The organism is Alcanivorax sp. (assembly GCF_051117345.1).
Taxonomy (GTDB): Bacteria; Pseudomonadota; Gammaproteobacteria; order Pseudomonadales; family Alcanivoracaceae; genus Alcanivorax.
In genome coordinates this window covers 1-4756 of the sequence record NZ_JBNPEC010000064.1, presented here as the reverse complement: position 1 = coordinate 4756, position 4756 = coordinate 1, and the positions used below count along the sequence as shown (strand labels likewise).

4 protein-coding genes are annotated in these 4756 nt (G+C 58.9%); all 4 read left to right on the top strand.

Annotation, left to right across the window (positions count from 1 at the left end; translation table 11 throughout):
• A partial coding sequence (locus tag ACFE0K_RS04150) for a 2-oxoglutarate dehydrogenase E1 component (protein ID WP_434534858.1) occupies positions 1-1518 on the top strand: 1518 nt, incomplete at its 5' end.
• A gap of 13 nt (positions 1519-1531) precedes the next feature.
• Positions 1532-2788, top strand: coding sequence for a 2-oxoglutarate dehydrogenase complex dihydrolipoyllysine-residue succinyltransferase (gene odhB / locus ACFE0K_RS04145; protein ID WP_434534857.1), 1257 nt, complete (start codon positions 1532-1534; stop codon positions 2786-2788).
• A 93-nt stretch (positions 2789-2881) separates the two neighbouring features.
• Positions 2882-4321, top strand: coding sequence for a dihydrolipoyl dehydrogenase (gene lpdA, locus ACFE0K_RS04140; RefSeq protein WP_434534856.1), 1440 nt, complete (start codon positions 2882-2884; stop codon positions 4319-4321).
• Between the two features lie 71 nt (positions 4322-4392).
• The coding region (locus ACFE0K_RS04135; RefSeq protein ID WP_434534855.1) for an ATP-grasp domain-containing protein at positions 4393-4756 on the top strand (364 nt) is incomplete at its 3' end.

Below are 4756 nucleotides of genomic sequence, written 5' to 3'. Positions count from 1 at the left end.
GTCACTCAGCTGGCGGTGGACTACCGCATGCAGTTCAAGAAGGATGTCGTGATCGACCTGATCTGCTATCGCCGTCTGGGTCATAACGAGGCGGATGAGCCATCTTCCACCCAGCCGTTGATGTACAAGAAGATCAAGTCCCACCCGACTACGCGAACGCTTTATGCGGAGCGTCTGGTCAGTGAGGGCGTGGTCAGTGAGCAGGCAGCACAGAAAACTGCTGACGATTACCGCAACATGCTGGATGCGGGTGACCACGTGGTGAAGTCCCTGGTCCGCGAACCCAACAAGTCCCTGTTCGTGGACTGGTCCCCCTACATCGGCCACCAAGTGGAAGATGACTGGGATACCAGCTATCCGCTGAAAAAGCTGCAGGATCTTGCCACTCGCCTGGAAACACCGCCTGAAGGCCTTGTGGTCCAGCGTCAGGTAAAAAAGATTCTCGAAGATCGCCGCAAGATGACCGCCGGTGCCTTGCCGTTGAACTGGGGGTACGGGGAAACCCTGGCCTACGCCACCCTGATCGATCAAGGCTTCCATGTGCGTCTCACCGGGCAGGATTCCGGCCGTGGCACGTTCTCGCACCGTCATTCGGTGCTGCACAACCAGAAAGACGGTGAGCAGTATGTGCCGCTGCAGCATCTCTATGAGGGTCAGCCACGTTTCGACATTTACGATTCGTTGCTCTCGGAAGAGGCAGTGCTGGGCTACGAGTACGGTTATGCCACTACCACGCCCAAGACGCTGGTGATCTGGGAAGCCCAGTTCGGTGACTTTGCCAACGGCGCCCAGGTGGTGATCGATCAGTTCATCTCCTCCGGGGAAGCCAAGTGGGGCCGCCTGTGTGGGCTGACCATGCTGTTGCCCCATGGTTATGAAGGGCAGGGCCCGGAGCACTCCTCCGCCCGCCTGGAACGTTTCCTGCAGCTGTGTGCCGAGCACAACATGCAGATCTGCGTGCCCAGCACCCCGGCCCAGATTTATCACTTGTTGCGCCGCCAGGCGGTGCGCCCGCTGCGCAAGCCATTGGTGATCATGAGTCCCAAGAGTTTGCTGCGGCATAAAAAAGCGATTTCCACCCTGGAAGATCTGGCTGACGGCATTTTCCGTACCGTGGTGGATGATCCGGCAGAGCTGGATCGCGACAAGGTGAAGCGGGTAGTGATGTGCTCCGGCAAGGTGTACTACGACTTGCTTGAGAAGCGGGATAGTGACGAGTTGATCGACACTGCGCTGATCCGCGTCGAGCAGCTCTATCCGTTCCCGGAGCAGCGCTTGCAGGAAGTGCTGGAGGGGTACCCCCATCTGGAGACCCTGGTGTGGTGTCAGGAAGAGCCGATGAACCAGGGCGCCTGGTATTGCTCGCAGCACCATATGTATCGGGTGGCCCGTGAGGTCGGAGACCTGCGGGTGCATTACGCTGGCCGTGATATGGCTGCCGCGCCGGCAGCTGGCTCCATGGCCCTTCATGTGGAACAACAGCAGCGTCTGGTCCAGGACGCCCTCGAGATCAAGTAGATAAGGATTAGGCATGGCGACTGATATCAAAGCTCCGCAGTTTCCCGAATCAGTAGCGGACGGCACCGTAGCCACCTGGCACAAACAGGAAGGCGAAGCGGTCAAGCGTGATGAGCTGCTGGTGGACATCGAAACCGACAAGGTGGTGCTGGAAGTAGTGGCACCGGCTGACGGTGTAGTCAGCAAGATTCTCGCCGCGGAAGGCGACACCGTTGAGAGCCAGCAGGTGCTGGGTCATTTCGAAGAGGGTGCCAGTGGTTCAGCACCGTCCGGTGGTGACAAGGCGGAAGCGGCTCCCGAGCAGAAGAAAGAGGAACCGGCAGAAGAAAAGGCACAAGCCAGTGACGCCGCCAGTGATGACGACAGTGCGTCGGATCAGGCCGGTCCGGCCGCACGCAAGCTGATGACCGAGCATGGCGTTGCTGCCTCTCAGGTGACCGGCACCGGCAAGGGTGGCCGTATTACCAAGGCGGACGTGGAAAAAACCATCAACACCAAGGAGGAGAAGCGGGCCAGTCAGCCGGCACCACAGCAGCCTGCCACTCTGGATGTGCCGGCAACGCCGGGTGAGCGTGAAGAGCGTCGGGTTCCCATGACCCGTCTGCGCAAGCGTATCGCTGAACGACTGGTGTCTGCCCAGCAGAATTCCGCCATGTTGACCACCTTCAATGAGGTCAACATGAAACCGATCATGGATATGCGCAAGCATTACCAGCCGGAATTCGAAAAGGCCCATAACGTGCGCCTGGGCTTCATGGGTTTCTTCACTCGTGCCTGTGTGGAAGCGCTAAAACGCTACCCGGCGGTGAATGCGTCCATCGATGGTGACGACGTGGTTTACCACGGCTACTACGATGTGGGGGTGGCGGTGTCCACCGAGCGTGGTCTGGTGGTCCCGGTGATTCGCGATGCGGATCAGCGCGGTCTGGCGGAAGTGGAATCGCAGATTATCGAGTACGGCCAGAAAGCCCAGAAGGGCAAGCTGTCCATCGAGGAAATGACCGGCGGCACCTTCACCATTTCCAATGGCGGGGTATTCGGATCGCTGATTTCCACACCGATCCTCAACCCGCCGCAGACGGCCATTCTCGGCATGCACAAAATCCAGGAACGCCCGATGGCGGTGGATGGCAAGGTGGAAATCCTGCCGATGATGTACCTGGCGCTGTCCTACGACCACCGCTTGATCGATGGCAAGGAAGCGGTGCAGTTCCTGGTGGCGGTGAAGAACTTTATCGAAGATCCGGCGCGTTTGCTGCTGGATATCTGAATGTATGCCTGCACGCATCACGTTGGCACGCAACCACGCTAAGGGCGTGCCAGCGTGTTTCGTGAAGCGTGCCAGCGATTGAAGGAATAGATCATGGCTGACAAGTACGACGTCATTGTCATCGGTGGTGGGCCCGGCGGTTATGTGGCTGCCATCCGTTGTGCGCAACTGGGTTTCAACACGGCCTGCATCGAGAAACGCATCAACAAACAGGACGAACCGGCACTGGGTGGCACCTGCCTGAATGTGGGCTGTATCCCGTCCAAGGCCCTGCTGGATTCTTCCTGGAAGTATCACGAAGCGCAGAGCTCCCTGGCGGACCATGGCATCAAGCTGGGTGACGTAAGCCTGGACCTGGATACCATGCACAAGCGCAAGGACACCATCGTCCGCAACCTGACCGGCGGCATCGCTCAGCTCTTCAAGGCCAACAAGGTCACCTGGCTGCAGGGCAGTGGGCAGTTGAAGAGCGGCAAGCAGGTGGAATTCTCCCCCCTGGAAGGCGATGCGCAGACCCTGCAGGCCGAGCACATTATTCTGGCTGCGGGTTCCGTGCCGGTGGAGATTCCGCCGACCCCGATTGATCAGAAGATTATCGTCGACTCTACCGGCGCGCTGGATCTCCCCGAAGTGCCCAAGCGTCTCGGTGTGATTGGTGCCGGTGTGATCGGGCTGGAACTGGGTAGTGTCTGGGCCCGGCTTGGCAGCGAAGTGGTGGTGCTGGAAGCCGTGGACACCTTCCTGCCGACGGTGGATCAGCAGATCGCCAAGGATGCCAAGAAACAGTTCAGCAAGCAGGGCATGGATATCCGTCTTGGCGCCCGGGTTACCGGCTCCGAGATGAAGAAGAATCAGGTCGTGGTGAGTTTCACCGACAAGGACGGCGACCAGCAGGAGACCTTCGACCGCTTGATCGTGGCCGTGGGCCGCCGTCCCTACACCGAAGGCCTGCTCAGTCAGGATGCCGGGGTCAGTCTGGATGAGCGTAATTTCGTTTATGTAGACAACCAGTGCCGTACCGATGTGCCCGGCGTTTACGCCATTGGCGATCTGGTGCGTGGCCCGGCACTGGCTCACAAGGCCATCGAGGAAGGTGTGATGGTGGCCGAGGTGATTGCCGGCGAGCATACCCAGGTTAACTACGATGCCGTCCCCGGGGTGATCTATACCCACCCGGAAGTGGCCTGGGTGGGAAAGACCGAAGAAGAGGTCAAGGAATCCGGTGAAGCCTACAAGACCGGTGCGGTGCCTTTTGCGGCCAACGGTCGTGCCATGGCAGCCGGCGAGACCGGGGGTATGGTGAAGTTTGTGGCCGATGAGAAAACCGACCGCATTCTCGGCATGCACGTGGTGGGCCCACAGGCTTCCGAGTTGATTCAGCAAGGTGTGGTGGCGATGGAATTCGGCGCCACCATAGAAGATTTGCAACTGATGGTGTTCGGTCATCCGAGCCTGTCGGAAACCGTTCATGAAGCCGCCCTGGCCGTGGATTACAAGGCAATCCATGTGACGCAGCGTCGGCGCAAGAAATAACGCCGCAGAACGGTCGCGAAGTGACGGCGTCCACACGGGCGCCACTCATTCATTGATATGGAAGTATTGGCATGAATCTCCATGAATATCAGTCAAAGCAGCTTTTTGCTGATTATGGTCTGCCAGTTTCTATCGGTTTCGCCTGCGATACTCCGGAAGAGGTCGCAGCCAAAACCAAAGAAATTGGTGGTGAAAAGTGGGTAGTAAAAGCCCAGGTACACGCCGGTGGCCGGGGTAAGGCCGGAGGCGTGAAGCTGGTGAACAGCCCGGAAGAAGCGGCGGAGTTTGCCAAGAAGTGGCTGGGTAAAAACCTGGTGACGTTCCAGACCGATGAGCATGGTCAGCCGGTGTCCAAGATCCTGGTGGAAACCTGCCACGACATCGCACAGGAACTGTACCTGAGGTCGGTGTTTGACCGTGCTTCCCGGCGGGTTG

Bases quoted from the DNA above. Each gene is read 5' to 3' on its own strand.
- lpdA (WP_434534856.1), top strand. From the start codon at position 2,882: ATGGCTGACAAGTACGACGTCATTGTCATCGGTGGTGGGCCCGGCGGT.
- odhB (WP_434534857.1), top strand. From the start codon at position 1,532: ATGGCGACTGATATCAAAGCTCCGCAGTTTCCCGAATCAGTAGCGGAC.